Source organism: Caulobacter sp. 602-1 (genome assembly GCF_003931565.1).
In the GTDB taxonomy this organism is placed as follows: domain Bacteria; phylum Pseudomonadota; class Alphaproteobacteria; order Caulobacterales; family Caulobacteraceae; genus Caulobacter.
In genome coordinates this window covers 42,686-67,427 of sequence record NZ_RRYI01000010.1, presented here as the reverse complement: position 1 = coordinate 67,427, position 24,742 = coordinate 42,686, and the positions used below count along the sequence as shown (strand labels likewise).

26 protein-coding genes, 1 tRNA gene and 2 pseudogenes are annotated in these 24,742 nt (G+C 65.7%); 14 read left to right on the top strand and 15 right to left on the bottom strand.

Going from position 1 to position 24,742, the window contains the following annotated elements; all coding sequences use genetic code 11:
* Positions 1-195: 195 nt before the first annotated feature.
* On the top strand, positions 196-1,896 hold the full coding sequence (locus tag EIK80_RS22680) for a hypothetical protein (protein WP_125159282.1): 1,701 nt from the start codon (positions 196-198) through the stop codon (positions 1,894-1,896).
* A gap of 121 nt (positions 1,897-2,017) precedes the next feature.
* Here the strand turns inward: EIK80_RS22680 and EIK80_RS22675 are convergent, their stop codons facing one another.
* Positions 2,018-3,019: an NAD(P)-dependent oxidoreductase gene (locus tag EIK80_RS22675; protein WP_125159281.1), complete on the bottom strand. Its 1,002-nt coding sequence runs from the start codon at positions 3,017-3,019 to the stop codon at positions 2,018-2,020.
* A 288-nt stretch (positions 3,020-3,307) separates the two neighbouring features.
* Between EIK80_RS22675 and EIK80_RS22670 the strand changes: the two are divergent.
* A pseudogene (locus EIK80_RS22670) lies at positions 3,308-3,879 on the top strand (transposase); the annotation flags it as partial.
* A 142-nt stretch (positions 3,880-4,021) separates the two neighbouring features.
* Here EIK80_RS22670 and EIK80_RS22665 read toward each other — a convergent pair.
* The 3 genes from EIK80_RS22665 to traA form a co-directional block, all read right to left on the bottom strand.
* Positions 4,022-4,095, bottom strand: a tRNA-Cys gene (locus tag EIK80_RS22665).
* A 245-nt stretch (positions 4,096-4,340) separates the two neighbouring features.
* A complete protein-coding gene (locus tag EIK80_RS22660; protein WP_125159280.1) occupies positions 4,341-5,006 on the bottom strand; it encodes a DUF6118 family protein in 666 nt (221 codons plus the stop codon).
* 9 nt (positions 5,007-5,015) lie between these two features.
* Positions 5,016-7,901, bottom strand: coding sequence for a Ti-type conjugative transfer relaxase TraA (gene traA, locus EIK80_RS22655; protein ID WP_125159279.1), 2,886 nt, complete (start codon positions 7,899-7,901; stop codon positions 5,016-5,018).
* Between the two features lie 171 nt (positions 7,902-8,072).
* Here traA and EIK80_RS22650 point away from each other — a divergent pair, with 171 nt between their 5' ends.
* Both EIK80_RS22650 and EIK80_RS22645 read left to right on the top strand, forming a co-directional pair.
* A complete protein-coding gene (locus tag EIK80_RS22650) occupies positions 8,073-8,339 on the top strand; it encodes a conjugal transfer protein TraD (RefSeq protein WP_125159278.1) in 267 nt (88 codons plus the stop codon).
* The gene (locus EIK80_RS22645) at positions 8,326-8,643 is read left to right on the top strand and encodes a conjugal transfer protein TraD (protein ID WP_233586918.1); all 318 of its coding nucleotides are present in this window, start codon (positions 8,326-8,328) and stop codon (positions 8,641-8,643) included. Before EIK80_RS22650 ends, EIK80_RS22645 begins: the two co-directional genes overlap by 14 nt.
* Before the next feature lie 8 nt (positions 8,644-8,651).
* Here EIK80_RS22645 and EIK80_RS22640 read toward each other — a convergent pair whose 3' ends face one another.
* On the bottom strand, positions 8,652-9,080 hold the full coding sequence (locus EIK80_RS22640) for a helix-turn-helix domain-containing protein (protein WP_125159277.1): 429 nt from the start codon (positions 9,078-9,080) through the stop codon (positions 8,652-8,654).
* Positions 9,081-9,236: 156 nt separating this feature from the next.
* Here EIK80_RS22640 and EIK80_RS22635 point away from each other — a divergent pair, with 156 nt between their 5' ends.
* Positions 9,237-9,485 (top strand): hypothetical protein, encoded by a 249-nt coding sequence (locus tag EIK80_RS22635; RefSeq protein WP_125159276.1) that lies wholly within the window; start codon positions 9,237-9,239, stop codon positions 9,483-9,485.
* Between the two features lie 290 nt (positions 9,486-9,775).
* On the opposite strand, the gene EIK80_RS22630 is transcribed toward EIK80_RS22635, so the two are convergent.
* The 4 genes from EIK80_RS22630 to EIK80_RS26760 form a co-directional block, all read right to left on the bottom strand.
* Positions 9,776-10,270 (bottom strand): hypothetical protein, encoded by a 495-nt coding sequence (locus tag EIK80_RS22630; protein ID WP_125159275.1) that lies wholly within the window; start codon positions 10,268-10,270, stop codon positions 9,776-9,778.
* On the bottom strand, positions 10,260-10,490 hold the full coding sequence (locus tag EIK80_RS22625; protein ID WP_233586917.1) for a sigma-70 region 4 domain-containing protein: 231 nt from the start codon (positions 10,488-10,490) through the stop codon (positions 10,260-10,262). The genes EIK80_RS22630 and EIK80_RS22625 overlap by 11 nt, the downstream gene beginning before the upstream one ends.
* Positions 10,491-10,600: 110 nt before the next feature.
* Positions 10,601-11,017 (bottom strand): hypothetical protein, encoded by a 417-nt coding sequence (locus tag EIK80_RS22620; RefSeq protein ID WP_233586916.1) that lies wholly within the window; start codon positions 11,015-11,017, stop codon positions 10,601-10,603.
* A 41-nt stretch (positions 11,018-11,058) separates the two neighbouring features.
* Complete coding sequence (locus EIK80_RS26760) at positions 11,059-11,355, bottom strand: hypothetical protein (protein WP_233586915.1); 297 nt, start codon at positions 11,353-11,355, stop codon at positions 11,059-11,061.
* 150 nt (positions 11,356-11,505) lie between these two features.
* Here EIK80_RS26760 and EIK80_RS26475 point away from each other — a divergent pair, with 150 nt between their 5' ends.
* From EIK80_RS26475 to EIK80_RS22595, 5 genes are all read left to right on the top strand, one after another.
* Entirely contained in the window at positions 11,506-11,826 is a 321-nt protein-coding gene (locus EIK80_RS26475) for a hypothetical protein (RefSeq protein WP_199743599.1), read from the top strand.
* 202 nt (positions 11,827-12,028) lie between these two features.
* Entirely contained in the window at positions 12,029-12,232 is a 204-nt protein-coding gene (locus EIK80_RS22610; RefSeq protein WP_125159271.1) for an AlpA family transcriptional regulator, read from the top strand.
* Positions 12,229-12,435, top strand: a complete 207-nt coding sequence (locus EIK80_RS22605; protein ID WP_199743597.1) for a helix-turn-helix domain-containing protein — start codon at positions 12,229-12,231, stop codon at positions 12,433-12,435. Before EIK80_RS22610 ends, EIK80_RS22605 begins: the two co-directional genes overlap by 4 nt.
* Positions 12,436-12,618: 183 nt before the next feature.
* The gene (locus tag EIK80_RS22600) at positions 12,619-12,969 is read left to right on the top strand and encodes an antitoxin Xre/MbcA/ParS toxin-binding domain-containing protein (protein ID WP_125159270.1); all 351 of its coding nucleotides are present in this window, start codon (positions 12,619-12,621) and stop codon (positions 12,967-12,969) included.
* A gap of 10 nt (positions 12,970-12,979) precedes the next feature.
* The gene (locus EIK80_RS22595) at positions 12,980-13,477 is read left to right on the top strand and encodes an RES family NAD+ phosphorylase (protein WP_125159269.1); all 498 of its coding nucleotides are present in this window, start codon (positions 12,980-12,982) and stop codon (positions 13,475-13,477) included.
* A 134-nt stretch (positions 13,478-13,611) separates the two neighbouring features.
* On the opposite strand, the gene vapC is transcribed toward EIK80_RS22595, so the two are convergent.
* From vapC to EIK80_RS22580, 3 genes are all read right to left on the bottom strand, one after another.
* Positions 13,612-14,025: a tRNA(fMet)-specific endonuclease VapC gene (gene vapC, locus EIK80_RS22590; protein ID WP_125159268.1), complete on the bottom strand. Its 414-nt coding sequence runs from the start codon at positions 14,023-14,025 to the stop codon at positions 13,612-13,614.
* On the bottom strand, positions 14,025-14,246 hold the full coding sequence (gene vapB, locus EIK80_RS22585; protein WP_125159267.1) for a type II toxin-antitoxin system VapB family antitoxin: 222 nt from the start codon (positions 14,244-14,246) through the stop codon (positions 14,025-14,027). Before vapB ends, vapC begins: the two co-directional genes overlap by 1 nt.
* 67 nt (positions 14,247-14,313) lie before the next feature.
* Positions 14,314-15,384: a tyrosine-type recombinase/integrase gene (locus EIK80_RS22580; RefSeq protein ID WP_125159266.1), complete on the bottom strand. Its 1,071-nt coding sequence runs from the start codon at positions 15,382-15,384 to the stop codon at positions 14,314-14,316.
* Between the two features lie 124 nt (positions 15,385-15,508).
* Here EIK80_RS22580 and EIK80_RS22575 point away from each other — a divergent pair, with 124 nt between their 5' ends.
* Positions 15,509-15,739: a helix-turn-helix domain-containing protein gene (locus EIK80_RS22575; protein WP_125159265.1), complete on the top strand. Its 231-nt coding sequence runs from the start codon at positions 15,509-15,511 to the stop codon at positions 15,737-15,739.
* 914 nt (positions 15,740-16,653) lie between these two features.
* Here the strand turns inward: EIK80_RS22575 and EIK80_RS22565 are convergent.
* The 3 genes and pseudogenes from EIK80_RS22565 to EIK80_RS22555 form a co-directional block, all read right to left on the bottom strand.
* A pseudogene (locus tag EIK80_RS22565) lies at positions 16,654-16,953 on the bottom strand (IS3 family transposase); the annotation flags it as partial.
* 140 nt (positions 16,954-17,093) lie between these two features.
* Complete coding sequence (locus tag EIK80_RS22560) at positions 17,094-19,013, bottom strand: M61 family metallopeptidase (RefSeq protein WP_125159264.1); 1,920 nt, start codon at positions 19,011-19,013, stop codon at positions 17,094-17,096.
* A gap of 61 nt (positions 19,014-19,074) precedes the next feature.
* Positions 19,075-21,888, bottom strand: coding sequence for a TonB-dependent siderophore receptor (locus tag EIK80_RS22555; RefSeq protein WP_125159263.1), 2,814 nt, complete (start codon positions 21,886-21,888; stop codon positions 19,075-19,077).
* Between the two features lie 278 nt (positions 21,889-22,166).
* Here EIK80_RS22555 and EIK80_RS22550 point away from each other — a divergent pair, with 278 nt between their 5' ends.
* Genes EIK80_RS22550 through EIK80_RS22540 form a run of 3 tightly spaced genes read left to right on the top strand, consistent with a single transcriptional unit; the run spans position 22,167 to position 24,704 of the window.
* The gene (locus EIK80_RS22550) at positions 22,167-23,177 is read left to right on the top strand and encodes a cyanophycinase (protein WP_125159262.1); all 1,011 of its coding nucleotides are present in this window, start codon (positions 22,167-22,169) and stop codon (positions 23,175-23,177) included.
* A gap of 34 nt (positions 23,178-23,211) precedes the next feature.
* The gene (locus EIK80_RS22545) at positions 23,212-24,228 is read left to right on the top strand and encodes an isoaspartyl peptidase/L-asparaginase family protein (RefSeq protein WP_125159261.1); all 1,017 of its coding nucleotides are present in this window, start codon (positions 23,212-23,214) and stop codon (positions 24,226-24,228) included.
* A gap of 26 nt (positions 24,229-24,254) precedes the next feature.
* Positions 24,255-24,704 carry an Lrp/AsnC family transcriptional regulator gene (locus tag EIK80_RS22540; protein ID WP_125159260.1) on the top strand — a complete coding sequence of 150 codons (450 nt, stop codon included), beginning with the start codon at positions 24,255-24,257 and terminating at the stop codon, positions 24,702-24,704.
* Positions 24,705-24,742: the final 38 nt, after the last annotated feature.

The window sequence follows — 24,742 nt, the reverse complement described above, 5'->3', positions numbered from 1 at the left end:
TTCCGCCACACTGTCAGTCAAAATCAGGCCCCAATCACGTGGGAATTTGAGCAGCGATGCGTTGGAATTATTCTTGCTAGTGCAAGAAGTTCGCGAAATTCCACATATTGTGGAATGCCTTCATGTTCAAGATGTTATCGCGCGAGATCTAATCTAAAGATCGATCTGGGCGGCCATTCTAGTTGTTGGAGCGTCATGTTAAGTCGTCGCGACGCCATATTAGCCAGTATTTTTGTGCTGGCCCCGAGATACGTGGAAGCGAAAGTTGCTCGGACCGACGTAGCGGGCATTCGGCGCTTCGGTGTTCAGGCCCATCTGGGACATAGCGGCGCCTCCGTGGCGTCGATCGAGGCATTGAGATCGGCCAGTCTTTTACCTACCTTTGTTCGGGATGAAGTGTTCTGGGCGCGGTTCGAGCCGACACGCGGTGTCTATAACTGGAGTTACGCTGACACGGTGATGGACACGATCCATCGTTCCGGAGCCAAGCTGATCCTCGAGTTCACGTTCTCGAACAAGTCGTATGCTGACAACGATTTCGCCTTTCCGGCGACGGAGGCGGCGCGGGCGGGCTTTTCGCGTTACGCCATGGCGCTTCTTGACCGCTATGCGCATAGGCAAAGCGGGCGCTATCCAGACCTAATCGCCGCAGTGGAAGTTTGGAACGAAGCGAATGGCAGCTTCGGGGGCGGTTATAGCCCCCGTCTCGTGGCGTCGCCTTTGGCGGCGCTGACCCGATCGGTACACGACGCGATGCGCGCTGACCCGGCCTATGACCATATAAAGATCCTGGGGGGGGCCAGCGTCGGCGTACCAATGGGGTTCCTGGAGTGGTGCTTCGACGCCGGATTGGGGGAGGTGATCGACGGTGTGGCGGTCCACCCTTACGGCGCGCCTGAAAAGCTGCTGACCAACCTGTCCCTGCTGAGGTCCTGGCTGGATGAGCGGGGTCATGGCCGTCTTGGCGTCTGGGCCACCGAGTTTGGCAATGTTAAAACGGCTTCGGAGGTGGCGCGGCTCATGGCGGTTTGCCGTGCGGCGCCTCTTGATCACGCCTCCTATTATCTGGCTCAGTCGAACGCCACATTCTCCAGCGGACTGCTTGACACGGAGGGGGCTGTAACGAGCGCGGGCAGGGCCTGGAGATACTGGCTACCACTTCTCGACGACGCCCAGCCAGTTGGCAGCGCTTCCCTGCAGCCCAAGACCTATGCCCTGAAGTTCGTCTCGCCCAAGGTGGGGCCTTTCGTGATCGTGTGGTCGCAATGGGGGCAGACGACAATCCTAGTACGGCAGGCCGACCGGGTCGTCGGGGCGACGGGAGACGCGCTGCCTCCGCGCGAATCCTACGTGATCGGCCAGGACCCCATTGCCATCTTCGGGGGGGAGATTACAGAGCAACTGCCTGGCGCGGCGGTGATCTCGGATGCTTATGAAGGCTTCTCGACGATCCAAGGTCACGCTGGGTGGCGATATCTCTCTGTTTCCGGCAAGGCGGAACGGGAGCTGACGCTGGCGACCGAGGATCCGACCGTGTGGACGGATCGGCTGGCCGCATTCTCCAAAATCTCCAACGACTCCCTGCACCCTTCTTTTGTTGGGCGGACGCCAGTAGTGGTCACGCGGCGATATACTTTCGCAGAGAACGCTAGGTGCCGGGTGATCGGTCAATGGTCGCGTGGGCCAAAAGGCGACGGCACCCATGTCTCGGTGGCGCAAGATGGTAAGATTCTCTCTGAAAGGACGCTGATCGGCGAGACCATCGGCTTCGATCACACGTTCGAGGCGCAGGCTGGCCAGGCGATCGATTTCGCAGCGGGGCCGACTGGCGCGAGCAAGGACTTTGACGAAGTCAGATTTTACGCAACCCTTTATCGGGTTGAGGCGGAGGCTTGAGGCGCTTTCCCATCCCTCACGGCGCTCCAGAGCATTCACCGATTCAAATGACGGTGAACTGCTCCGAATGCTTTACCTGAGATTCAGTTGACCCCGATCGTTTCGATTGGATCAAAACGCTCTAGACAAACGACCTATGCGTGGCGTCGGCCCAGCGCTCGATGCCTGAGACGAAGGCCTGCTTGGCGAACAGATTCCGGCTCGCCGCCCACTCCGGATAGACATGGGTGGAGCGGACCAGCTTGGTCACCCGGTCGGGATGGATGCCGACGCCGAATCCGTTAAGGGCCGACAGCGTCTTGGCGGCGCTCATCACGACGCCGAGGGGGGCATCGATCAACTTGGCCTTCGGGAAGTATCGGCCCTGTAAAGTCAGGACGATGTCTTCCAGCGTGGGGCATTCCGGATAGCTGCCGTTCAGCGTCGTCACCATGTCCGAATTGGCGCCGGCCACTAGCATCATTTCGATCAGGTCTTCGACATAGATACAGGACTTGATCGTATCGCGGCGGCCGGGGAAGACAAAGAAGCCGCGCTTCAGCAGAGACGCCATGCGCGCGAAGTTGCCGCCTTCGCCGGGGCCGAACACGACCGCCGGGCGAATGACGGTCAGCTTCCGGCCGGAAGCGGCTTCCTGCCAATCGCGGTGGATCTTCTCGGCCATGAGCTTCGATTTGCCGTAGGCCGAAACCGGGGCCGGCGTGCTGGTTTCGGTTTTCCGCTCTTCCGAGGGGCCATAGATCGAAATGGAGCTCGTGAACGTCACGTGCTCGACGCCTTGGCGATTGGCGAGCCGGGTGACTTCCAGGGCCCCGTTGACGTTGGTATCGTAATATTCGTGATCCGGGTGACCTGGGGTCGTGTGGATCGCAGCCAGATTGAAGATGCGGTGCACACTGGGAAGGTCGACTGCGGACAAATTTCGCACGTCACCCAGGATATACTCCGCATTCGCCAGGGTCTCGCGCGGCGGCTTCAAGTCCAGGCAGATCAATTCCGCGTCCGCACCCTGTAGGCGTCGCGCCAAGTGCGTGCCGATGAAGCCGGACGCGCCAGTGATCAGGATGCGTTCGCCCGCGAACGATTGAACCGAGTTGGTTACGTCGTTGATCGCTATAGTCATCGTCTCTTCACTGTGTAGGAGATATTGATCTCTGGGGTCGTGTATTCGATCGCGCCAGTATATTCGAGAACTTTATTCGTCGCGCGCGTCAGTTTGTGAAATTTGCCTAAAATGCCCTCCAGCGACATCTCGATTCGTCACCGAAGGCCATCGTTATCGCCAGGGTGGCCAGTCCATGGGCTTCTGAAGGTGCTTCCGGAGCGGGGCGAGAAGACGAAGGTACCTAGTGACCTGCCCCTGAGAATTTCCTCCACGCGGCGCTAGAGTCCGAACCTTGAGAGGACGGACATGAAGCGAGCGAGATTTACCGAAGAGCAGATCATCGGGATCCTTCGGGAGAACGACGCTGGGGTCAAGGCGGGCGAGCTGGCCCGCAAGCATGGGGTTTCGGAAGGCACGATCTACGCGTGGAGGGCCAAGTTCGGCGGGATGAGCGTGTCGGAGGCCCAGCGGCTGCGGACGCTGGAGGACGAGAACGCCAAGCTCAAGCGGCTGCTGGCCGACGCCATGCTGGACAAGGCGGCGCTGCAGGAGCTGCTGTCAAAAAAATGGTAGGGCCCGCCGCCCGGCGCGAGGGCGTGGCCCATCTCCGGAGCGCCCTGGGGATGAGCCAGCGGCGGGCCTGCGTCGTGGTTCAGGCCGATCGCAAAATGGTCCGCTACCGGTCCCGGCGCGCGCCCGACACCGAACTGCGTGAGCGTCTGCGCGGCCTGGCCGCCGAGCGTCGGCGGTTCGGCTTTCGGCGGCTGTTCGTGCTGTTGCGGCGGGAGGGCGAGCCTTCGGGCAAGAACCGGATCTACCGGCTCTATCGCGAGGAGGGCCTGGCGGTGCGCAAGCGCCGTTCGCGTCGCCCGTCGATCGATCCCGCTTGCCTGGCTCCAGGCCTCGATGAAGGCGCTTCAGGATAGGCCGAGTAACAGCCTTGAAAGGGGACTAACGCTGGTTGGCGAGCCGCAGGCGCATCTTGGTGAATACTGTAATCAAAAGTATTCGTGAGATATTTGGAGGCCCGGCCCGGAATCGAACCGGGGTGCACGGATTTGCAGTCCGCTGCGTAACCACTCCGCCACCGGGCCATCCGGGTCGACGACGCAAATCACGTCGGCGGGGGAGGGCGTTCGATACAGGAGCGTCGGCGGGGCCGCAACTCAGAATTTCGCGCGATCGTTTCGTGGGCAAGGGATGCCGAGCTCGATCGGTTGCTCAGCGCCCCACCAGAGTGGACTGATCATGCGCACCCCATAATTGCTACTTATCGTCATCGTTGTCAACCCGCCTAATTGCAGGCTTTTGGTCCTCGGTGTCGCGGGGTGGCCCCGGCTCAGCGATGTCTCCGGTTCTCGGCTCCGCGCGAACCGAGCCTAGGCGCGCAACGCTCTTCGGCGCGATCGTTGGTCTTGGCGGCGACCATCGCTTGCCAGCGCATCGGGTCCGCGACCGCCAGCATGCGCTCGCCGGCTGGCCAAGGCGCCATGCGGAGAACATGCGCCGCCATTTTTTCGGGCCAGGCCCACCGTTCCGGCGCGACCCGAGCCACCGCGCCAGGCAGCCAAGCGCCAAGAAGCAGGCCCGTGACAATCCCGGCGCAAGCTATCTGACCCAGGCGCCGGTTCTGATTGGTCGCCAGGCGCGCGCCATCGATCCAACGCTCAAGATCGTTCGTCGCGCGGGCAAAGCGCTCCTGCGCCTGGTGCAAAGCCGCCCGGTCCTGCCATCGAGCCGCTTCGCCCGCCGCCGCGATCCTTTGCGCCACTTCGGCAGGGCTCATCGCCAAGGCCGGGCTGACCAATATCTTCCCGAGCCGCCCGACTGCCAACGACACGCCTTTGGCAATTTCGCCGAGGGTTTCATTGTAGTCGGGCGCCGCCGCCCGCTCGGCCGCCAGACCTGCGATGGCGACGTTGAGCAACGCCACCTCACGCCGAAGCGCCTCGAACGCTGCGACCGCCGGATCGGCCCGTTCTTCCGGTTCGACATCCTGATCCATCGCCGTCTCCTACAAGCCAAGCCCACGGCCTTGGCCGAGGCCCAGGTATTGCGACAAGCCCTGACCCACGGTGCGCCCTATCTCGGAAGGCAGCCCAAGCTCAGGCCTGCGGTCGCGCAGGAGCGACTCCATCTGCGGATCGCGCTCCAGGCTCTTGGCCATGGCGCCCATACGCTCCTTGACCTGGCCGGCCCCGGTCATGTCGCCCGCGCGATGCAGCGCCGAGCGTTGACGCTCCAGGCCCTGCCAACGCTCGACGAACCGATCGGCGCGCAAGCGCGGGTCGGCGCGGACCTCGGCTTCAAGCTGCAGGACCCGGATCGCCCTTTGCGTACGGCCCGAAGCGGTCTCGCCGGCCAAGGCCGGGTCGCGGACATAGGCCCGCTCCAGAGCCTTGGCCGCGTGCGGGCCGATCTTTCCCATTGCCTCGCGCGCCTGCTCCAGCGCTTGCCGCTGATGCGCGAGCGCCGGCAAGCCGCGGTCGTTCATGCGCATGACGTCGCCTGCGGCGCGCGCATGGCGTTCGATCGCCCGGTTCTGGTCGAACTGACCGACCTCCCGGGCTGGCCCCGCCGGCTGACGCGCCGGACTGCTCGGCCTGAACCCGGCGAACATCCCGCGCTTGCGCTCCGGCGGCTCCTTGGGCCGCATCGACGTCGGCACATGAATGTCGCGTCGCTCAGCGAAGTCGCTGGCCATGTCCTTGGCCCGCTCGCGCGACAGCACGCGGGTCAGCTTGCCCAGATCCTCGAACTCGTCCCGGCCAAAGTGGAGCTGCACGCTGTCTCGGTGGCGCGAGAGGGCGACATAGGCGCCGTGACGATCCATCCCCGGCGTCGCCAGCACATGCGCGCGATCGACGGTGACGCCCTGGCTCTTGTGAATGGTGGCCGCATAGCCATGATCGACCTGGGCGTAGTCCTTCAGGTCGAAGGTGACCGAGCGCCCCGCGTCTGGACGCCCGGCGTCGAGCCGCACGGTCATCTGACTCGGCGAGACCTGCTCGACCTCGCCGAGCATGCCGTTCTTCACGCCCAGCCCGCGATCGTTCTTCAGGAACATCAGCCGGTCGCCGGCCGCGAACGCGCGCTCGCCGCGCTCGGCCTGGACCTTCACGTCCTCGCCCAGGGCGCCGGCCCTGCGCAGCCGATCGCGCGCCGTCAGATTGAGATCGCGCACTTCGTCATTGGTGTGTGTGAGGATGATCCGGCTCTTGCCCGGCTCGGCGATCCGATCCCGATCCCAACGCTCGACCAGATCCTCGCGCGCCTGGTCGCGGGTCTCGGCGGCATGGACCATGCCGCGCGCCTCGTAGGACGCCAGCGCCTCGCCCGTCCGACCGGTGGCCAACTGCCGCGTGGCGTCGCGCTGCCACTCCTCATGCTGCCGGCGAACCTGAGTGATCTCGACGTGCGAATGGCGCTCGGCGATAGACCGGAACGCCGCCCCGGCCTCGATGGCCTGAAGCTGCTCGGGATCGCCGACCAGCACAACCTTGGCCCCGGCCCTCTCGGCGGCCGACAACAGTCGCTCCATCTGCCGCGAACCGATCATGCCGGCCTCGTCGATCACCAGCACGTCGCGCGCGTCCAGCAGTTCGCGCCCTTGGGCCCACTGATGCTCCAGGCTGGCGATGGTGCGAGACGCGATGCCCGATCCACCCTCCAGGTTCTCGGCGGCGATGCCCGACAAGGCCAGGCCCTGGACGCGATAGCCGGCGTCCTCCCACGCCTCCCGCGCCACGCCTAGCAGCGCCGACTTGCCCGTGCCGGCATAGCCGACCACCACGCCCAGATCGCGGGTCGCGGTGACGTGCTCGAATGCCGCCTTCTGCTCGCCGGACAGGACGAGACCGCGCTGCTCGGCCCGCGCCAGGGCGCGGCGCTGATCCAGCTCGCTGACGCGGTGCGCCCGACGCTCGGCCATCAACTCGCTGGCGCGATGCAGACGATCCTCGACCGCGATCATCTCGCGGCTGGTGAAGCGGTCCTGCCCGCGTCCGTCCTGGCCCAGGGCGACGAGTTCGGGCGAGGCCTGCACCGCGCCCATGGCCCGGTCGAACTGCTCCTTTCCATCCGAGTGGCGGTGAATGAACATCGCCAGGTCGCGGCGGGTGAAAGTCGCTTGGCTCTTGGTGATGGCGTCCAGGGCGATGCGCGGATCGGCGATGATCCGCTCGCCATTGGCGCGCGCGATCTCGTGGTGCTCGTCGAGCCGATCGGCCTCCAGGCCTTCGTCGGCCCTGCGCCCGGCGGCCGGGCCGATCTTGTGCTGCGGCTCAAGGTCGATGCCCTGGGCGTCCAGGCTGCGGCAGTCGATCCGTGCGTCGATGTCGAGCTGGGCCAGCCGTTCGTTGACGTGATCGGCCCAGGCCTCGCGCCAGTGCTCGACCAGTTCTGTGCGGTTCCAATCCCGCACCTTGGCGCCGAAGCCGTCTTCGCCGACCTCGCGCCCAACCTCGCGCATAGTCAGCATGACGTGGGCGTGGGGCTTGGCCAGACCATCGGGGCCAATGTCCCAATGCACATTGAGATCGGCGACCATGCCGCGATCGACCATTTCGCGCTGGACGAAGTCGCGGGCAAGTTCGATCCCTTGGGCCTGGTCCATCTCGCGCGGGATGGCGAACTCGACCTCGCGCGAGAGCTGGGCGTCCTTGCGCTTCTCTCCGGCCTCGACCGCATTCCACAGCGTCGCGCGGTCGGCCAAGTGCTCGGGCGCGCCGTCCGGCAGCATGACCTCGGAATGGACGACGCCGCTCTTGTTGGTGAAGTCGTGGTCGCGATCGAGCCGCTCATCATGCAGCCGCGAGGCGGAGCGATAGGCGGCCGAGGCCACGGCGCTGGCCCCGGTGGCGCGGCTGATGACTTTGACGGAGAAGTGGAAGATCGCCATGGCGACAGACCACTTACTATCCTGAGCGCACGTCGGCACGACGTATAAGCGCGCCCTCCAAGATTAAAATCTCGGGAGGGACCGACCCGTCCCAGTGTGTTCCGGCGACCTTACAGCATTCCGAGACCGGCTGTTTTATCCTGAGCGCATCCCGCCATCATGGAGACTGCGATGCGCAAACCTCGGGACTTTGATGCTGAGCTAAAGACGCTTGAGGGAAAGGCCAGGACGCTCAAGGAACGGAAGATCAAACAGCTCGGCGAATTGGTGATCGCCACCGGGGCCGACGCGCTGGATGTCGAGACCTTGGCGGGCGGCCTGCTCGGTCTGGTCGAAGCTGGCGACGCGGCCCGCAAGGAAGGCTGGCGCAAACGGGGCGTGGGATTCTTTCGCAGCGGGAAGGCAGAATCTCCGCGCGCTGCTGGTGGCGACCAATGACGCGACCCGGCGAACCACGGCGGCGCGACACCGGCTTGAGGCGCGGCGGGCCAGGACCGACACGCGGGCTTGGGTGATGCAGCGGCGCGAGCGGACCCATCGCCTGATCGAGTTGGGCGGCCTGGTGCAGAAGGCCGGGCTCGTCGAGCTGACCGGCGACGATCGCGCCGCGCTTTATGGCGCGTTCCTCACCCTGGCGATGATGCTCCAGGGCGAGGACCGCGACCACACGCTGGCCCTGTGGCGGCGCGGCGGAAAGCGGGCGTTCGAGGCTGAGGCCCACTCAGCCTTAGAGGGCCGCTGAGCCTCGCCTCAGCCCTTTTCGCGGGTTTCGTCTTCGGCCATGGCGCGCACGAGATCGAGGACCTGGCGACGGACCCGGCCCCGGCCGATCTTCGGGAACATCTCGGCCAGTTCCAGGCCTTCGGGCGTGTTCAGGAACTCGGTGACGACGCGCTCGGCAGCGGCGCCGACCTCATCGACTTCGCTGGTCATTGGGTCGGCGAGTCCATCGAAGAAGTATGACACCGGGACCTGAAGCGTTTTGGCGATCTCATAGAGCTTGCTGGCGCTGACGCGATTGGCGCCGCGCTCGTACTTCTGAACCTGCTGGAAGGTGAGCCCCAGCGCACCCGCCAGCGCCTCCTGGCTGATACCCAGCATCTTGCGGCGCATCCGTACACGACCGCCGACGTGGAGATCGACGACATTGGGCGTGCGGGTTTCAGGCGTATCGGTCACGAAAGTCTCCATCGCAGCGGTTGGCCGGCGAGGCGCCAACCGGAAAGGTTCTTAGCGGCGCAAGAAGATCCTGCGCGGTGGCTGTTCAAGGTCGTTCTCCAGTTACGCTAGCGCCCCTGGATTCGACGCCTTCGGATCAATCCGCCATGTTGAGGGATGCCCAAGTACGATCCCCTGTCGGGTCATCTGCGTCGCCAGCGTCAAGACGAACTCGAACTGACCTTCGCCGAGATCGAGCGCATCCTCGGCGCGATGCTCCCCAAGAGCGCGGCCCGCCAACAGTGGTGGGCCAACACCACCGATCCACACACCAGCCAAGTGCAGCGTAAGGCCTGGGGCGACGCTGGCTATGACGCCTTTCTCGTCACCGGTAAGGATCGCGTTCGTTTCAAGCGCGTGCGCTGACCCGAACGCCCGGTCGGGCCTGTCCGCCGGGCCCCCGGGCCTGAAGCCCCCGCTGACCTGCGCTCGGAGACAAGACGTCCTGGATCGCTTGGTGGAACAAGGGCCGGACGGGCTGGCGCGCGTCAAGGGGACGCCCTTCGGACGTCTCGCGGAGCGACGGCGAAGCCGCCCTTGACCCGCGCCATCCCGCCCGGCAGAGGCTCTCCAAGCGCTCCAGGGCGAGCACCGACCGTTGCGGTCCTGGCGCCCGCAGCTTGGGGTGGGCAAGACGGTTGCCGGGAGGGGCGCGGCTAGCGTTGGCAAACGGGCGCCCCGCAGTTTGGGCAGCGCGCGGTGCGCAGCTCCTCCATCGTCGCCTTGAAGAGGTCGTACCCGTCGCCCTGCTGATGGACCATGACTTGTAGCGCCACTTCCAGCTTGGCGGCGACGCCGTGCATGTCGCGCGCGCGAACCTTGGGCAGAGCCTCCAGCCACGCCTCGCGTTGCTCGAACAGCGGCTTTAGCTGCGCATCGATCGCGGCCATCTCTTCGGAGGGTAACAATTCTCCACGCTCCTCTGGCGTCATGCGCTCCCATCGCTTCTGACGCACGAGGATTGCCTCCAGGTCCGACCAGCGCAGGCCAAGGCGATCGATCTCCGCGTCGAGCGCCATCCACTCAGCGCAGCGGGCGACGGCTGGGTCCGCGAGTGCGCCACCTCCGGCGCCGGCAGCGACAGGCGCGGCGCTGACGGCGCCGATCACGACGCGCCGCGATACGGCGAAGGGGTCCTTGTCATCGGACATCGGGATTCTCCGCTTTGGACAGTTTGGATGGAGGACGGACACGCTCGATCAAGTCGACCGTGCGGGAAATCTCGCAGAGCGCGTCGGCCAGGCGCGCCTGAACATCGGCGATGGAGAGGTCGAGGTGGCGCGCGATCAGCGCGTAGTCGAGCGCCTCGATATGATTGAGTAGGAAGACGTCTCGCGCTTCTCGGCGAAGGCGCAAGACCGCGTAGGACATGACCTGCTGGCTTTTGTGCGGATCGAAGGTCCGGCCGCGCCAGAGGCTAGGATGTCGGCAGCGCCACCACTGGGTGACTACAAGCGGCCATGGCAGGCGAGGGCGGGCCATCACCTTGCGCCCTCCTCGCTGGAAACATGCCGCCTGGCAGCTTCGGCAGCGGCGCAGATCAGGTCGCGGACTGTCGTGCAGGCCTCTGGCCAGCAGACCGACGCGATGGCCTCCGGCGACATCTCTGAGATGGCGTGGACGCTGTAGTAGGGGCTCAGAAACGCGGCGAGTTCGGGGAGTTGGGCAGGGACGGCGGTGAAGCCGGCGCGGCGCGCGAACCGCAGCGCTTTGACGAGATCGTGCCGGAGATAGACGCGGTTCCAGTCGTCGCTGATCCCTCGGTCGAGCAGGTACGCTTTCAGAGCCAGTTCGATGGCGATGGCCAGGAAGTAGCGGGCGCCTTCGTGGTGGCGCGTCAGGATCGCCTCGGCCCCTTCGTGGAAGCCGGCCGCGTTACGGCGGAACGTCGCTGCCAAGGGGCGGTCCGCGCCGTCGCGTCGCCGGGCAACACGGCGTGTCACTTGCCACCAGAGGATAAGGCCGCGAGGTCGCGGGCCGCGCGGGTGATCAGGCCGTGGGCTTGCGGATGGTCTTCCACGAAGATCAGGCGGGCCGCCACCGACAGGTTAGCGACGACCGCCTCGACGCTCTTGGCTGGCTTCGGCCGCATGGCCTTGAGGAGCGCGTTTCCCTCGACCTCCAACACATCGAGCCGTGCGTCGATCTCGGCGAGCCTCGTGCCTTCGGGGATTTCGGCCTGCTCGGCGGGCGCGAGTTTGTACCAACTGCGGTGGGTGATCAGCCAGCCTTCCAACGTGCCCCATTCAAGTTGAAGGCGGCGTTGTTCGGCGTCGATAGCGAGCCAGCGCCTACAGACCTCAATGGATCGATCTGGGAAACCTGGGCTAGGCGCCAACGGCGCTGCCGTTACTCCGGCGAGCATGCTTCGGCGAGAGACCTGGATATGCCCTCCATCGCCAGCCTGATCAGTTCGCGAACACCGAACGTGCATGGTTGCCTCCATAACCGATATCGCTTATATATAAGCGATATCGGTTATGTCAATTTTCCGACGATGACTGCTGTGATTGGGTTGGAAGGCCATGCGTCACCCGATAGGCATGAGCCTATGGGACGCCCCGCGCTTGGATTGAAGCAGACGACGGTCAGGTTGCCGGTGGAAACCGTGCGCCGTATCGAGGCGCTGCTAGGTCCTCACCAGCTTGCCGCCTTCATTCGCGAAGCCGTCGAGAACGAACTGCGGCGGCGCGAGGAGCGCAGCTAGTCCGGAACCCAGAACGAAATTGGCGGCGCCAAAGCGCAGCCAGCGTCACGAAGGTACGTTCTCACCTGCGCTAGAGGCGCCCAGAGCCTGTCTTTGTTTCCCAGAGTACGATCTGATCCCGCGAGGCCTTGCCGCCAGCGGTAAGCAATCCAATTCTGGCTCATCGAATGCCTTCAGATCCCCGTCTGTGGAGCTTGCAACGATGGCCGACCCCGACCGCATAATCCGCCTCAAGACCGTGCTTGCGCGCACCGGCCTTAGCCGCTCGACCCTCTACAGGAAGATCCGTGAGGGCTCGTTTCCCCCACAAGTGCGCATCAGCACGCACGGGGCAGGGTGGCGAGAGTCTTCGATCAATCATTGGATCGCCGACCCTGTCGGCTATCGGCCGGAGGGCCTGTCGTGAGCCTGATCCAACGCCCGTCGCCACCGCGCATGGCTTACCGCGTTAGGGAAGCCGCAGAGATGCTGGCCATCAGCCGAAGCCGCTTCTACGAGCTGATCGCCGAGGGGCGCATCCGGGTCTTGAAGGAAGGCGCAAGAACGCTGGTGCGCCGCTGCGAACTCGAGCGCTACCTCGATGCGCTCGAGCATGATGACGGGCCGTAACGCCTAGCGGATGGCTATCGACGGACCGTAGCCGTTTGCGATGGAGAGAAGAGGAGAGGGGGGCGATGCTTCGCCGGTGGAGCTCGTCGCTATCCGCATCGGTCCAGGTTCGCGCGGCCAACCTTGATTGCCACGATTTCTGACGTTATATACCGTCATCTGTCGCGGATGTGGAGCGAAGCAATGGCCCTGACGGCATATGCTGACGCCGGCTTTTTCACGCCGTCCAAGATCGCCGAGGCCTTTCGCACCACAAGCGAAGAGGTGGCGCGCACCGTCGGCCTGGGCCGAGACGCCGTGCAGCGCAAGGAGCGGGTGCGATCGGATCGGACCCAGCGTCGGCTTCGCGAAATGGTCGAGGTCATCAACAAGGTCGAGCCGCGCTTCGGCTCGGCCATGATCGCCTATGCTTGGTATCGTTCCGAGCCCCTGGCGGGCTTTTCCGGCCAGACCGCCATGCAACTGGTTCGCGAGGGCCGTGGCGATGAGGTGTTGGACTATGTCGACGCCGTAGACGCCGGCGTTTACGCCTAACCGTCCTGCAATGCGTTTTCGTGGTCCGCTCTATCGCGCGCTCAACCCTGTCTATGCGCGCGAGCCGCTCTCGGGGCGCGGCGCCGAGCTCTATGGCGGTCGGTTCAATGCGAAAGGAACGCCAGCGCTCTATGGGGCGCTGGCGGTGATGACGGCGGTGAGGGAAGCCAACCAGGTGGGCGCTCTCCAACCTACGACCCTTGTTTCCTACGATGCCGAGATCGAACGGATCTTCGATACGCGCGATGCGGCGGCGCTCGCGGCGGTAGAGATGGACGCCGGCGCTCTAGGTGACCAGGGCTGGCGGGACGAGATGAAGGCGACGGGTATGGCGCGCACCCAGGCGTTTAGCCAACGGCTTATCGCCAAGGGGTTTCACGGCTTGCTTGTCCGAAGTTTCGCGCCCGGCGCGGCGGCTGACGATATGAACCTCGTCCTATGGTCCTGGGGGACGCGGGCGCCGACACGCTTGACCCTGATCGACGATGAGCGGCGGCTTGCGCGCTGAGGCTTGCATGAACCGCGTGTCGTGGGCCTCCGAGCATGGCGGGTCCTGGCAGCCTTCGCCCAGGGCAAGGCTAGCTTACCGGCGAAGCGAGGTTCTGACGCGATCAAAGCACAAGGCGGGCTTGGGCGCGGCGCCTAGTGTCCGTCCCCCGCCAGCCAGTCTTCACACCGCAAGCCCTGGACCCGCTCAAACTCGGCCAGATTACCGGTCACGACGATCAATCCGCGCGAGCGCGCATGGCCGGCGATGAGCAGGTCATACCCGCCGATTGGGCGACCGATACGTTCAAGATCAGCGCGAATGTCGGCGGCGTGATCGGCGGCGGCGGCATCGAAAGGCAAGGTTTCGAGCCTGGCCGCGAAGCGCTCGACCTCCTGACGGTTATGTGCTGGCTGACCCGACTTTGCCGCACCGTGCAAGAGCTCGGTCAGGACGATCGTCGAGATGCAGAGCGAGTCCGCATTGAGGTTGAAGCGCTCGCGCACCTCCGCGGGGCGATCTCTCAAGACACGGATGCAGAGGTTGGTGTCGAGCAGGTAGCGCAACACTAGAACGTCTCGCGCGTGGAGAGCGGCGGCTGATCACGATCGCCAATATCAACGCCCGGCGCCGCGAAGAAGTCATCCCAAACGGCGTCGGCCGGCACGATGATGCGTCGGTTTCCTTCACGCAGAATGGTGACGGCGCGCACGCCCTCGGGGAAGGCCACGTCCTTGGGCAGTCTGACCGCCTGGGTGCGATTTGATTGGAACAGGGTCGTCTTGGCCATGGTTCGCTCCGGATATACCTTTTGTATATCCCGGATGGATTGATGCCAAGGCCCGGGCGCGCCAGGATCAAGGATCATGACTAAGCAACAGGCGCGCATCTTGCGCGGCGACGCCGGGTTCCTGCTGGCGCCGACGCTTGGCCAAGGCTCGGGCGATGGCGCCGCGATCGGCATAACGCTCAAGGGAGCCAAGGTTTCGAAAGCTGTGCCCGGTGCAGAACGCCACCTCCTGCAGTGTCCAACCCTCAGCGAGCCTGCGGGTGACGAAGGTGCCGCGAAGATCGTGGTAGGTGAGATCCGTAATCCCCGCCTTGCGGGCGTAGAAACGCCAGGCGTTTCGAAAGCCGCCGTCCGACGCCCATGGGTCCCCATCCTGGCGCACCAGGATGTAGGGACTACATCGCGGCGCTGCATCGAGCGCTAGCGCGAGGCGTGCGGTGATCGGAACAGCGACGTCCTGGCGCGTCTTAGCCTGCCGCAGGCCGATGACGTCATCGTCGATGTCGCTCCAACGAAGGCTGAGAAGATCGCTCTGCCGCTGCCCGGTCTCCAGGGCGATGATGAGGGCCAGGCCGAGATTGGCCGGCGCCGCGGCGAGAAAGGCGTCGACGTCCTTGTCTTGCCAAACCTTGTATCGGCGGTCGCTGCGATAGAGGGGCGGGATGCCGGCGGCGCGGTTGCGCTCGACGAGACCACGCCCGGCCGCCCAGCCGAGCAGGGCCTTCAAGACCTGCACCCCATAGTCGGCGCGGCGCGGGCTGGCGGCGCGACGGTCGCGCCAGGCGAAGATCCGCTGGGCGGCGGCCTTGTCGTCGAAGGCGCTCAGCGGTTCGCGCCCAAAGGCCCGGCCAATCCGGATGAGCTGCTCGCGATAGTCGTCCTGAGTGCGCGCGGCCAGGCGCTTGAACTCCGGAGACTGTTGGTAGCGCCAGATCAGATGGGCGAGGGAGCCGGCCGAAGGCTCCGGACCGATCAGGGCTGCGTCGAGCCGAGCCGAGAAGGTCGTGGCGTCTGGAGCGCCGAGCGGCAGATACCGCTGACCGCGACGTAGATAGGCCTGCGCTGGCGCGCCCGCCTGACGGGACTGGGCCACGACGACGCCCTTGGGCATGCCGGTCGCGCGCGACATCGCGTTCATCTGCTCACTCCAACCTGATCGCCGCGTCCAAGCGGTCGACGCGCCTTGATGCTACGTATCGTCATCATCGTCAATGCTACTTATCGTCTGTCGACGCAAAGTCATCACTTTCCAAGATGGCGCCATGAGAGCTTCGCCTTCCGCCCTTCGCCGCATCGTCGCCGACAACGTTCGCCGGCTTCGCCGAGATCTGGCGCTTAGCCAGGAGGATCTGGCCGGGCTGGCCCAGCTGCACCGAACCTATGTGGGAGCGATCGAGCGGGCCGAGCGCAACCTTTCGCTCGACAATATCGAGCGTTTGGCGCTGGCCCTGAAGGTGACGCCCGCCGCCTTGCTGACGCCTGGCGAGCGTTAAAGGCCGGCCGGCGCGATAGCGCTAAATCAGCGCGATCCGTCCAGACCTGTCCAGCGTGATCGCCACACAGCCAGACGGCAAGGGTGGGTCAAAATGGGGGTTGAATTTTTGGGGAAAACGCTAAGTATTTGAAAGGCTTGCGGTCTGTCCGGCAAGTGCCCGGACTCCGTCTCCGCTGCGTCACCACTCCGCCACCGGGCCATCCGGGTCGACGACGCAAATCACGTCGGCGGGGGAGGGCGTTCGATACAGGAGCCTCCAGGCGCTCGCAACTGTCAAATGCGGTTCAGCGCGGGCATAGGCCCTACATCGTTATCGCCGTGGCATTGGAGCCTGTTTCACGGTCGCGAAAGCAGGGAGAGGGCCGGCAGCACTCACTGAACGCCGCCGGCTAGGTGCTCGTCGGTGGGGTGACGAGAGGGGGGCGAACGTATGTCGCGATGCGCCTTGAGGCAATGTTGATCACTTGAACGCTTCAAGCTGCTGCGAGATTGGGGGATCATAGGATTTGGTGCGGGCGGCCGGGATCGAACCGGCATAGCCTTTCGGCTGACGGATTTTCATACCACTTCGACTTTCGCCGCCGCGGCGAGGCCGCGTTCGTGGTCTGGACTATCCCTTCGCCATGCCTCGACCGAGGTTTAGGCGCCGCCCGTCTAGTCTCTACACCTTCCCCCAAGGGGCTTGGCTCGGGATCGCCATTTCACAGGGTTCCCCGAATTTGAGCGGTTCTACGTCCTGGGTTTCCCCAAGCGCACTCAATCCTTGGCTTAAGTCCGTTGCGTCTACCAGTTCCGCCACGCCCGCTTAAAACCAACGCGAGCTATAGTCGGCCGGCCGCGGGGCGTCGAGCCTTTCGCGTGGCGCCGCCGGAGTGAAGCGCCCCGGTTTTGACGGAGGCCTGATGGCTGGAGTCACGCCGCCATAGCGGAGAGCGTGAGCGCGGCATCGTCGGCGGCCTCCGCTTCGGCGGGCGGGATGTTGCCGATGGGCTCGAGGAGCCGGCGGCTGTTGCACCAGTCAACCCATTCGAGCGTGGCGTACTCGACGGCCTCTTAGGAGCGCCAAGGGCCGCGCCGGTGGATGACCTCCGCCTTGAGGTCGTTGATGATCCCGGCCAAGGCGTTGTCATAGCTGTCGCCGACGCTGCCGCCGGACGGCCCGATCCCGGCCTCGGCCAGCCGCTCGGCGTACTTGATACTGACGTATTGAGCGGATTCAACCGGTCGTCGCAACACCCTGATCGAGGAGGTTGCGACGACCGGTTGAATCCGCCTTGCGAGCCGCGCTGACCCTCGGCGGTCTGCTGGCCGCGTCGGACGTGTTCGGCGATGCGGGCGGCTGAAAGGCCCGTCTATCGGGGTGAGAGGATTTGCCCCAATCTGTCCGGTGTCTGTGTAAGGCGTTTCAGGCCCGGATACTTCAGGCCGAGGTGATAGGGAACTCGAACTAGGCGAACGCGGTCGTCGGCCTTGACGCTCAGCAGGATCGGTGGTGCGCCTGGCTTGGCGGCGGCGGTGATCGCGGCCTTCAGGGCTTCGGGCGAGTAGGGTTTTCCCGCGACCTTGACGATCCGGGTTCCCGCGATGACGCCGGCCCGGTGGAGCGGGCCATCCCAGAGCGCTTCCTTGACCTGGCCGTCCCAGCCGATCTCCGCGCCCAAGGAGAAGGTCAGCAGGCTGGCCTCGGCGTCCTTCTCGTAGGCGGTGACATAGGCGGACGGCCGCGTCTCGAAGACCAGCCGCCAGCCCGAGCGGGTAAGGCCGTCGAGCGGCGCGCGATCGTGGGCGTCCAGGCGGGTGTCGAGGAAGCCGGCCCAGTCGTAGGGCGCGACCGTGTTCAAGGCGGCCACGACGTCCTCGAAGTCATAGGTCGAAATGTTCATGTCGCCATCGTCCACGCCGAAGAAGGCGCGGGCGAAGTCGTCCAGCGACCTGGCGCCGTTGGTGCGCTCACGGATCAGGGTGTCGACGTCCAGCCAGAGTAACTGGCCTTCCTCATAGTAGTCGAGCGCGCGCAGCCAGCTGGTCGAGCCCGTGCCCCCCGCCGAGTTCATGATGTAGGCGTTCGTCGTGTCCCGCAGGCTGCGCCAGCTGCGCCCCGGGGTGGCCTGGGCGTTGGCCGCGATCAGGGCCAGGCGCTGGCGCATCTGCTCGGGCGAATAGAGGCCCGACCGGGTCGCCAGGGTGTCGCCATAGTACTCGGTCAGGCCCTCATAGACCCAGAGCAGGCTGTTGCGCATCGGCGTGGTGTAGTCCGGCGTCCACAGGTCGGCCGGTCGGCGGTGCTTGCCGTTCCAGGCGTGGACATACTCGTGGGCCAGGATGTCCCGGCCGGTAAACGCCGTGTCCCAGGCCGTGAAATAGCCCGCCGAACTGTAGCCGTTCTCGCTGGACCTCTGATGTTCGGCGCCCAGATAGCCGACTGCGGGGTTCAGGCTGAGCAGAAAGTCGTAGTGGTCGAAATTGCGCGCGCCGCCGAACAACCTGTCGGCCTGCTGGACGAGACGGCGATGGATCGCGACCTGGGCCGGGGTCGCCTTCAGATCCTTGGGCGCGTCGGCGAACACATTGAGCCGGACCGGGCGCGGCGATCCGGGATCGAGGTCGAAGCTGGCCTTGTGGCGGCCGGCGTAGACGGGCGAGTCCATCAGGGTTTCGAAGCTGGTGGCGGCGAACCGAGTCGTCGCGCCGGTGGTCTCCGCGCCGTCCAGGGCGGTGGCGAGGCTCCAGCCGGCGGGGACCGTCAGGGTCGGGCGGATGCGAATACGGCCGACCTCATAGCCGGCGGGATAGAGTGCGACGGCCGTCCATTTCAACAGGACCAGGTTCGGCGTCACCGCGATCCGCACCGGACCACCGGGCTGGGCCGTGGGCTGCTCCAGGCGGAGGGTCAGGGACTGGACCCCGTTCGGGACGTCCACGTGGAAGGCCGTCATCTCGACCGGATCGCGGCGCCAGGCCAGCCGCCGGCCGTCGTCGGCGGTGACCGTAAAGCCGCTCATCAGCACGATCTGGGCGCTGGGCGAATGCTCTCCGGGGATCCATTTGGGCAGGGACAGCACCAGCGGGCCAGGCGACACCGGAAGGGTCTCGGTGACCTTGAACACCTTCCGCGTCGTATCACTGACGTCGACCTTCAGGTCGATGACGCCTGGATAGTCCACGGCCAGCGCCGCGGGGATAGGCGGCGAGGGCGAGGCGGGCCTGGGATCGCCCAGCGCCAATGACGCCGACATCGCCAGGCCCGCGGCCAATACTAGCTTCAGCATCATGCGGACGTCTCCACGCGAGAAGTCGCGGAGCGGCCGCACTGCGACCGCTCCGGTCCTGGCGTCACAGGCCGCTGGCGCCGCCGAACTTGTGGGTCAGCTGCAGGTAGTAGCTGCGTCCCGTCGAGGAGAACCACGAGGTGTCGTAGTACGGATACCCCGAATAGGTCGGATCGCGCGGCGGGTCCTTGTCCAGCAGGTTGTCGACGGCCAGGCTCAGACGCGTACGGTCGTTGATCTCGTACTGCACGGTGGCGTTGACCATGTAGGTCGCCTTGGTCCAGCCGTCCTCGGCGTAGTTGGGCACCCGGTCCAGGCGCTGGCCGTGCAGGCCGACGCTGAGGCCGTTGAGACGCCAGTTGATCGCCGCGCTGCTCTTGGTGCGCGGGATGTCGTAGCCGCTGTCGAAGGCCAGCTGGTTTTCGATGGGATCGCCCGGATACTGGCGGCTGGTGTGGTTGTGCACCCAGGTGTGGGCGATGCTGAAATCGAACGTACCCAGGCTGTCGGTCGGCCAGCGATAGTGGGCCGCCACGTCGATGCCGGTCGTCCGCTCGGTGGCGACATTGATCGGGTTGATCGTCACGGTGCTGATCGCGCCCGGATTGATGGCGGCGCTCAGCGGGTTGCGCTTCACGCGGGCCAGGGCGTCGACACAGGTCGGCGAGGTGATGCTGATGGCGGTGCCCGCCGAGGTCTGGCCGATCCGGCAATCGGCTTCCTGCCGCAGGACGCTGTCCAGGCTCATGTCGAGCACGGCGTTGTTCAGTTGAACCCGGAAGTAGTCCACCGAGATGTCGAAGTTGCGGACCGGCGACCAGACCGCGCCGTAGTTGAACGACTTGGAGGTCTCCGGCTTCAGCTTGGCGTTGCCCAGGCGTACCTTGACCAGACCATCGTCGGCATAGCTGCAGTCTCCAATATCTTCGTCCGGCTCCTCGGTGCGGCAGCGGTAGTAGTCGGTGCCCGAGGGGTGGCTGATGCCTTCCTTGGCGAACACATAGTGCAGGTCGGGGGCGCGGAAGCCGGTGCCGTAGGCGCCCCGCAGCAGCAGGGTTTTCACCGGCCGCCACTCGACGCCGCCGTTATAGGTGAACTTGTCGATCGTGTTGCCGCCGTACTTGTAGCTGTCGTAGCGCCCGGCGGTGGACAGCTCGACGCTGCTCAGCAACGGCGCGCGGAATTCGTAGCCGAGGCCCCAGTGGTCGCGGGAGCCCGAGCCGTCGGCGTCGCGCAGGCCGTAGTAGTAGTTGACCGTGGCTAGCGGATCGAGGCCCAGCTTGTAGGACTGATGGCCGTACTCGGCGACCGCGGCGAAGCCCACGGGGCCGGCGGGCAGGTGGAACAGTTCCGCCTGGTTGATCTGGAACGACACGCCCTGCTGACGCGCGACCGGCTTGTAGGTCGTGCGCGCGGTGATCGACTCGAACTCGGCCGTGGTCAGGGGCGTGTAGAGTCGCGCGGGGTCGGCGTTGAAGATCGGATAGCCGCTGTCGGCGTCGACGCCCAGCTGCGAGCCCAGGAAGAGCGCCGTGGCCTTCGAGGTCACCACCTTGGGCCAGCTGATCGACGAGCGGTACTGGCTGAAATTGTAGAAGGCCTCGTAGTCCCAGCCGCCGCCCAGCGACCCCTTCACGCCCGGCGTGATGCTGAAGGTCTTGGAGACGTTCTTGATGAAGCCCTTGTTCAGCCCACCCATTTCCTCGGGCGTGAAGTTGCGGTGCCAGAGATCCAGCGCGCCGGTAAATTGGTTGTAGAAGATACCGTCCTCGCTGCCGTTGGCGTCCTGGTACTCCCAGTTCAGGACGTCCTGGAACTGCCGGGTGCGGCTGTAGCCCGCCGAGATATCGGCAAAGAACGAGAGGGTGTCGCGCGGCGCGTAGTTCAGCGAGGCCACGACGTTGGCGCTCTTGCGCTCGCTGACGATCGTGCCGTAACCGATCGAGCTGTAGCTGCCGCAATAGTAGCCGGGGCCGTAGTCGTCGAGATCGGCGTCATAGGCGCCCCAGCCGGGACGGCTGACATATTCGATGGACCCGCCGTTCAGCTTCGACAGCGCCTTGCAGGTGTTCGCGCCCGGATCGACATAGACGTCCTCCGACGGATCCATCCGCAGGAAGTCGCGACGGGCGATCGCCGTGCGGCTGCTGGGGCTGTCCTTGGTGCTGTCCTGGATATTGCGGTCATAGGCCCACATCGGGCGCTGATTGACGAACTCGCCGCCGATCACCAGGTCGAAGTTGTCCTTGGAATAGCCGCTCGAGATGTTGACGCGCTGGCTGGCGCCGCCGCCGTGCTCGTAGCCGCCGAGGGTCACGTCGACGGTCGTGCCGTCGACCTTCTTCTTCAGATTGAAGTTCACCACGCCCGAGATGGCGTCCGAGCCGTAGACCGCCGAGGCGCTGCCGCTCAGCACTTCGATCCGGTCGATCATGCCCAGCGGGATCGACGAGGTGTCGGTGAAGGCGCTCTTGCCGTTGTAGGGCAGGGGGAAGTCGGCGATCCGACGACCGTTCACCAGCACCAGCGTGTGGTTGGGGCCCAGGCCGCGCAGGTCGACCTGCTGGGCGCCCGGGGTCCAGTCCATGCCGCTGGACGACTGCTGGGTCTGGGTCTCGCCGCCGTTCTGGGTCAGCGAGCGCATGACGTCGGGGACGCTGTTGAAGCCCGCGGCCTTGATGCTGTCACTGGTGATGACCGTGACCGGGGCAGGGCCTTCCGTGGCGACTCGGGGAATGCGCGACCCCGTGACCACCAGCGCCTCGACGGCGTCGTCGTTCGCGCCGGCGGCCGGCGCGGTCTGGGCCATCGCCTGGCCGACGATCAAAAGGCCGGCCGCGCCCGCCAGCGCGCTGGCGCGAAGAAGCTGAGTCTTCATTGGTATTCCCCCTCTTTGTTGACGCCGACGGTCCTGTTTTGGGTGCTCCGCGCGCGGCGTTGCTGCGAGATTGAGCCCATTTGGATCGCGACTTTCCCAGATTGAAAGGTGGAAATGACAGATTGTCAAAATTTATGGACATATTGCTCGTAGCGTGCAGCAATTTGCCCGTCGCGCCTCGATAGTGGGCGGGATGACGATCCTGGGGGCGAAACGCCTCGCGGCGTGTCGCGAAAGCTGGCCGAGCGACTAGGCTCGGTTCGAACGGAGGAAGCCGGATGGTTCGATTTGCGCCCGCGATGGCCATGGTCGCGATGCTCATGGGCGTCGCCGCCGCGCAGGCGGCGACGCCGGCCGGTCCCGACGCCGTCGGCCCCGGCTACGAGTACTACGCCATCGGCGACGTGAACGCGCCGACGCCCGGCAAGACGGGGCCGTTGCTGGGCTTGTTCGGCGGCGGCGACTGGCCGGTCGAGGCTTTCCGGACCTTCGTCAAGCAGTCGGGCGGCGGCCACATCGTCGTGCTGCGCGCCCGCGGCGGCCGCGAGCTGCAGGACGAGATCTACAACGACGTCGGCGGCGCGGTCTCGGTCGAGACCCTGGTGATCCACAATGAAGACGCCGGCGAAGACCCCAAGCTGCTCGCCATCATAGCGCGCGCCGACGGCATCTTCTTCGGCGGCGGCGACCAGAGCAACTACGTGCGCGCCTGGAAGGGCACGGCGCTGAACAAGGCGCTGGACGCCCACGTCAAGGCGGGCAAGCCGATCGGGGGCACCAGCGCGGGCCTGGCGGTGCTGGGCGGCTATGTCTACGGCTGCCTGGACTCGATCAGCCTGACCTCGCCGGACGCGCTGAAGAACCCCACCGGGCCCAGCGTCACCCTGGTGCGCGACTTCCTGCACCTGCCGTATCTGTCCAAGGTCATCACCGACACCCACTTCGACAAGCGCGACCGCCAGGGGCGGCTGGTGACCTTCGTCGGCCGCCTGATCCAGGAGGAGAACGACACCACGATCACCGGTCTGGGCGTGGACGAGGCCGGCGCCATGCTGGTCGACGGGCAGGGCGTTGGCCGATACTACGGCCCTGGCCATGCTTGGCTCGTGCGTCCGCTGAAGAAGCCGGCCACCATCATCGCCGGACAGCCGCTGACCTATACGTCGTTCCCGATCATCGGGCTGGGTCCTGACAGCACGCTCGACTTCAAGACCTTTGCTGTCACCAAGCCCGACTTCACCATCACCGCGCGCGTCGACAAGGGCGCGTTCGTCCGCAGCGACCGATAGTCCCGCCCAAATGTCCGTTACCACCGAGATCAAGATGACGCTTCAGACTCTCCGCCGCTTCACCGTTCTCGCCCTTTTCGGCGTCGCCCTTTCCACGCCGGCGCTGGCCGACGACGCGCCCAAATGGTCGCTGGCCGTGCACGGCGGCGCGGGCGTGCTCGAGCGCGGAGAACTGACGCCCGAGAAGGACAAGGCCTTCCGCGCCGGGCTGGACGCGGCGCTCGAGGCGGGCGCCAAGGTCCTGAAAGCAGGCGGCTCCAGCCTCGACGCCGTCGAGGCGGCCGTACGGGTGCTGGAAGACAACCCCCTGTTCAACGCGGGCAAGGGCGCGGTCTTCACCGCCGAGGGGCGCAACGAGCTGGACGCGGCGATCATGGACGGCGCCACCTTGAAGGCCGGGGCGGTCGCGGGCGTGACGCGCACGCGCAACCCCATCAGCCTGGCCCGCGCGGTGATGGAGAAGTCGCCACACGTCCTGCTGGCCCGCGAGGGCGCGGACCAGTTCTCCAAGGAGAAGGGCCTGGAACAGGCGCCGCCCGAGTACTTCTACACCGAGGAGCGCTGGAAGCAGCTGCTGGCCTGGCGCAAGGATCACCAGGCCATGCTGGATCCCACCCACCTGTTCGGCACGGTGGGCGCGGTCGCCCTGGATCAGGCCGGACACGTGGCCGCCGCCACCTCGACCGGCGGCATGACCGGCAAGCGCTGGGGGCGCATCGGCGACAGCCCGATCATCGGCGCGGGGACCTATGCGCGCGACGGAGACTGCGCGGTGTCGGCCACGGGATCGGGCGAATACTTCATTCGGGAGTCCGCCGCGCGTCAGGTCTGCGATCGCATCGCCTGGAAGGGCGAGACCGTACAGCAGGCCGCGGACGGAACCATGGCTTCGATCACCAAGATCGGGGGCGACGGCGGGCTGATCGCCATCGACGGCCAGGGACGGGCGGCGTTCGGCATGAACGACCTGGGCATGTATCGTGGCGCGATTTCCTCGGCGGCGCCCACGCCGCGGACGGCGATCTATGCCGACGAGCCGTCACCGCGTTGATTGGAACGCCAGCAGGGGGGCAGGGCTTGACGAAATCGGATGACCGGGGACTGAGCGACCTGGACCGGCGTCTGCTGGCCATGCTGCGGGAGGACTCCCGTCAGCCGGTGACCAAGCTGGCCGGCGACCTGGGACTGTCCCGCGCCAATGTCTACGCCCGCCTCAGCCGGCTGGAGGAGGAGGGAGTCATCGGCGGTTACACGGTGCGTCTCGGCGACCCCTACGACCGGCGGCTGATCCGCGCCCAGGTGATGATCAAGGCCCTGCTGAAGCACGGCAAGACCATCGAGGAGTCCCTCGCCGCCATCCCCGAGCTTTCGGCGCTGCATGCGATCAGCGGCGAGTACGACCTGATCGCGGTGGTCGAGGCCGAGACCGTCGGCGAACTCAACGCGCTGATCGACCGGATCGGCGAGATCGAGGGCATCGAGCGGACGACCTCGTCGATCCTGCTGGCGACGAAGGTCCTGCGTTAGGGACGCTCGCGGCGGTTTCTCCCGCCAGATCCGGCCAA

What these genes read in the sequence shown, in the direction of transcription:
- EIK80_RS22680 (WP_125159282.1), top strand. Translation starts at nt 196, where the DNA reads ATGTTAAGTCGTCGCGACGCCATATTAGCCAGTATTTTTGTGCTGGCC.
- EIK80_RS22675 (WP_125159281.1), bottom strand. Translation starts at nt 3,019, where the DNA reads ATGACTATAGCGATCAACGACGTAACCAACTCGGTTCAATCGTTCGCG.
- EIK80_RS22660 (WP_125159280.1), bottom strand. Translation starts at nt 5,006, where the DNA reads ATGGATCAGGATGTCGAACCGGAAGAACGGGCCGATCCGGCGGTCGCA.
- traA (WP_125159279.1), bottom strand. Translation starts at nt 7,901, where the DNA reads ATGGCGATCTTCCACTTCTCCGTCAAAGTCATCAGCCGCGCCACCGGG.
- EIK80_RS22650 (WP_125159278.1), top strand. Translation starts at nt 8,073, where the DNA reads ATGCGCAAACCTCGGGACTTTGATGCTGAGCTAAAGACGCTTGAGGGA.
- EIK80_RS22635 (WP_125159276.1), top strand. Translation starts at nt 9,237, where the DNA reads ATGCCCAAGTACGATCCCCTGTCGGGTCATCTGCGTCGCCAGCGTCAA.
- EIK80_RS22630 (WP_125159275.1), bottom strand. Translation starts at nt 10,270, where the DNA reads ATGTCCGATGACAAGGACCCCTTCGCCGTATCGCGGCGCGTCGTGATC.
- EIK80_RS22625 (WP_233586917.1), bottom strand. Translation starts at nt 10,490, where the DNA reads ATGTCCTACGCGGTCTTGCGCCTTCGCCGAGAAGCGCGAGACGTCTTC.
- EIK80_RS26475 (WP_199743599.1), top strand. Translation starts at nt 11,506, where the DNA reads ATGCCCTCCATCGCCAGCCTGATCAGTTCGCGAACACCGAACGTGCAT.
- EIK80_RS22610 (WP_125159271.1), top strand. Translation starts at nt 12,029, where the DNA reads ATGGCCGACCCCGACCGCATAATCCGCCTCAAGACCGTGCTTGCGCGC.
- EIK80_RS22600 (WP_125159270.1), top strand. Translation starts at nt 12,619, where the DNA reads ATGGCCCTGACGGCATATGCTGACGCCGGCTTTTTCACGCCGTCCAAG.
- EIK80_RS22595 (WP_125159269.1), top strand. Translation starts at nt 12,980, where the DNA reads ATGCGTTTTCGTGGTCCGCTCTATCGCGCGCTCAACCCTGTCTATGCG.
- vapB (WP_125159267.1), bottom strand. Translation starts at nt 14,246, where the DNA reads ATGGCCAAGACGACCCTGTTCCAATCAAATCGCACCCAGGCGGTCAGA.
- EIK80_RS22580 (WP_125159266.1), bottom strand. Translation starts at nt 15,384, where the DNA reads ATGAACGCGATGTCGCGCGCGACCGGCATGCCCAAGGGCGTCGTCGTG.
- EIK80_RS22575 (WP_125159265.1), top strand. Translation starts at nt 15,509, where the DNA reads ATGAGAGCTTCGCCTTCCGCCCTTCGCCGCATCGTCGCCGACAACGTT.
- EIK80_RS22560 (WP_125159264.1), bottom strand. Translation starts at nt 19,013, where the DNA reads ATGATGCTGAAGCTAGTATTGGCCGCGGGCCTGGCGATGTCGGCGTCA.
- EIK80_RS22555 (WP_125159263.1), bottom strand. Translation starts at nt 21,888, where the DNA reads ATGAAGACTCAGCTTCTTCGCGCCAGCGCGCTGGCGGGCGCGGCCGGC.
- EIK80_RS22550 (WP_125159262.1), top strand. Translation starts at nt 22,167, where the DNA reads ATGGTTCGATTTGCGCCCGCGATGGCCATGGTCGCGATGCTCATGGGC.
- EIK80_RS22545 (WP_125159261.1), top strand. Translation starts at nt 23,212, where the DNA reads ATGACGCTTCAGACTCTCCGCCGCTTCACCGTTCTCGCCCTTTTCGGC.